Genomic DNA, 3,216 nt, shown 5'->3' on the forward strand with positions numbered 1-3,216 from the left:
AAGGTGAAAGAGATGAAAAGAAACGTTGTTCTCATTGTTTTGCCCCTGGCCGGACTGCCCCTGTTGCCGGCCATGACGGAGGGTCATAAGGATCGGAAGCCCAGGTTGGCCAATCTCATTGGGATCGATCAGTTCAGAGCCAGTTACCTCCGGGAATACGATCGCGCATTTGCACACGGGTTTCGGCGTCTTCTCGATAAGGGATTCCGTTTTGACCCGGCAGTTGTAGACCATGCAGCGACTCTCTCCTTTAACGGACACGCGACACTTCATGGGGAAGCCATCAAGACGGGCATTTCAAACGAACATGCAAGAACCATCGACGTAGCGCCTACGCTGGCCACCCTGGCTGGAATTTCATTCCCCGATAGCGTCGATGATAAGGCGTTGCAAATTCCTTCACATTCAACACCGGAAAAGAGGAGAGAAAAATGAGAGCATCGTTCATGACCCTTTCTGCGATTCTGGTCCTGTGCCTCACTGGATTAGCACAGGATAAAACGACCAGTGTCCGTGGAGAGCCTGAGGCAATCGCTGAAGCTCTGGCGATGGTGGACGCGATGGGAGGACGCGCTATCTGGGCCCAGTTGAAGAGTCTACATTTTGTACACGAGTGGTATCCATGGCACAGAGTGGATACTTATGTGGAGAATGAAATCCTTGATCTCACCGGGCCGCGGTCCCGGGCTGACAGGAAAAGCGAAATCAATCACGCGATACGAGCCTATAGTCCTGAAGGCAGACGCTGGACTGTAAACAACCTCAAGTTTGCATATGGCAGCAAAGAAGAGCTCGAAAGTGATCTGCAACGCGCTCCTTTCAACTTCTACCGTCTGGTCCGGGCTGTCGCAGTCGGTGACCCTTACTACGAAGTTCGATCCGGGGAAGGGGACATACCGGGAACCCGCAGGCTAGAATTCTACGGACCGAAAGGTGATCTGGGCGGTTGGGTCATATTAAATGCAAGAAAGGAACCCATTGTTAAGGCGACCACCGAGTACCGATACACGCTTGGGCCGTTGAAGCGATTTGGGAACATCCGAGTACCTGCCTGGGGTGTGTATGATAACGGTGCGACCCGGTACGAGATGCTTTCCTTGACCGGCGATAGTCAACCTCCCGAGTCTTCCTTGTTTCTACCTCCTCCAGAGTTCAGAGAGTGAATACAGAAAATGAAAATGGGTTGAGTGCGTTCATAAGATGCGAAAATTACACCCGAGTTGAATATCCGATTTCTCGCGATCCAGTGAAAGTAACTACAAAGGCAAAAATTGTTCTCATCAGAATTGCGTCTAATTCATAAGAAGCATCATGAGAATGGACGCACCGGAACGAAGTCATTCCACTGTCCTGCTGGCAACTCTAACAGCACTTCTTGGGATGGCCTTTGTGCTGGCAAAAACCGGGCGCGATTCGCTGTTCATCCAGAGTGCGGGTGTGGAAAACCTCCCGTTTGCATATTTCAGCATTGCCGCAGCGACTTTTCCAGCAGCTTACTTTTATGTTAAGTTGATTGAACTGTTCGGCGCTCATCTTGCCCGATCCGTTCTTTTGCTGTTGACCGTCGCTGTTCAGATTTTTTTTGCTACAACACTCCGATCCGCTACCTCCTCTGTCTTGATCGTTTTCTTTGCATCAATCCCAACTCTCTACGGATTGCTGTTTGCCAGTCTTTGGCTTCTCACGACACATTATTTCCGTGAGACGCCGAAATCGGAAACTGCCGTGCAGTTCAGTCGTATAGGAGCTGCGGCGCTCGCAGGGGGCCTTTTAGGCGGGCTGTTGGCCAAGACACTGGCTCGATCCGTTGACCCGGATTGGCTTGTTTTTCTGAGCGGTCTTGTCCTTCTCCCAGTTCTTGTAATCTTGCAATATTTTCGGCTTCGGTCTGGAGAAAGGAGTTCCGCTAAAAGTCTTCCGCAAAGAAAAGAGCGCCCAAGTATCTACGCCGCACTTCGTAGTCCTTACACTCACAAACTTTTGCTGATTTCAGTGGTAGCGGCGCTTGCGGCAGTTTTGATTGATTTCCAATTTTTCATAACGGCTACAGATCCGAGCATCAGCATAAAGGGGAAAACCGACTTCTTTGCTACTTTGTATACATTGCTCCATCTCAGTTCGTTGCTCCTTCAGCTCCTCCTGGCTCCCCGGATTCAGACAAGATTTGGATTGCGAGCCGGCCTGGCGATCCTGCCGCTTGCGCTTCTCGGAGTTTCTGCATTTGCCGGGACCATGGCCGCCGTCTTATCCCGATCTCTGTTAAAGCTGACCGAAGGTGGAATAAAGGCCTCTATCCATCGATCACTCTGGGAACAGGTCTTTCTGCCGTTAACAGAAGAGGAAAGATCCCCCGTAAAAATTTTAGTAGATGGGATTGGGATTCGTTTCGGGGAGATGATTGGAGCAGGAATCATGTTAATGTGGTTGCATTGGAAACTTCCGGATGGCTCGCTCATTGCGGTAACACAATGGGTAGCTTTCGGCGTCTTTTTGCTCTGTCTTTTCTGGCTCCGTCTGACAACAACCATTCCGCCGCCACCCGACCCTGCTGCTTCAAGAGATTTCTGCCCGAGGTTCCCGGATCAGTGTCCATGCGCCACCGAAATGGCCAAGCGTGACTAAGCTTTGAACCGACAGAATGCAACTAATAAATTAGGAATGGAAAAGGTAGAGGAGGTGATACGATGTCGTCGAAATTATTGCGGGACGTGACGGAGGGTTGGAGGAACGTCATCAGTTACTGCACTCAGTGCGGCAGTACACTATTCTGGGATGAGCTTGCCCGTCCGCATGTGCTAAAGAATGGAAATAACGATAATGTTGTTTGTCCTCGTGTGGGCTGTAACCCTGTGCTCATCAACGTTCCCCCGAAGTGCTGTGATATAGCCGAGATGAACCTCGTCCGATTTGCCTTGCTGCGATTGGGCGTTCCTGATGAAGACGCGAAGTCTGCTGCGATCCTGCTCAACAAAGGAAAAGCGGCGGCCTGAACTTTGTAAGCGTCATTACAAAAACGGAAAATTGTAAACGAAGGATCGACCCTAAAGAGACTTAGGGGACATAACGCAAACCTTGATTTAAATGAGTGTTGGAGAATCATGCAAGAATTGACAATTCCTTATGGTGCGCAAACGAAAAAAGAAGCGGATTATGTATTCTACGAGTTTACCCGTAGTATTTGTCCAAAATGCCGTAAAGTCATCGATGCCCACATTC

4 protein-coding genes are annotated in these 3,216 nt (G+C 50.0%); all 4 read left to right on the plus strand.

What is annotated here, in order from left to right:
- The coding region (locus L0156_11755; protein ID MCI0603674.1) for an alkaline phosphatase family protein at positions 1-435 on the plus strand (435 nt) is incomplete at its 5' end.
- Positions 432-1,163 (plus strand): hypothetical protein, encoded by a 732-nt coding sequence (locus tag L0156_11760; protein ID MCI0603675.1) that lies wholly within the window; start codon positions 432-434, stop codon positions 1,161-1,163. The genes L0156_11755 and L0156_11760, both read left to right, overlap by 4 nt.
- A 148-nt stretch (positions 1,164-1,311) precedes the next feature.
- Positions 1,312-2,622, plus strand: coding sequence for a hypothetical protein (locus L0156_11765; GenBank protein MCI0603676.1), 1,311 nt, complete (start codon positions 1,312-1,314; stop codon positions 2,620-2,622).
- A 62-nt stretch (positions 2,623-2,684) separates the two neighbouring features.
- Positions 2,685-2,990 carry a hypothetical protein gene (locus L0156_11770; GenBank protein MCI0603677.1) on the plus strand — a complete coding sequence of 102 codons (306 nt, stop codon included), beginning with the start codon at positions 2,685-2,687 and terminating at the stop codon, positions 2,988-2,990.
- Positions 2,991-3,216: the final 226 nt, after the last annotated feature.

It is taken from the genome of bacterium, assembly GCA_022616075.1.
Lineage (GTDB): Bacteria > Acidobacteriota > HRBIN11 > JAKEFK01 > JAKEFK01 > JAKEFK01.

What these genes read in the sequence shown, in the direction of transcription:
- L0156_11765 (MCI0603676.1), top strand. Translation starts at nt 1,312, where the DNA reads ATGAGAATGGACGCACCGGAACGAAGTCATTCCACTGTCCTGCTGGCA.
- L0156_11760 (MCI0603675.1), top strand. Translation starts at nt 432, where the DNA reads ATGAGAGCATCGTTCATGACCCTTTCTGCGATTCTGGTCCTGTGCCTC.
- L0156_11770 (MCI0603677.1), top strand. Translation starts at nt 2,685, where the DNA reads ATGTCGTCGAAATTATTGCGGGACGTGACGGAGGGTTGGAGGAACGTC.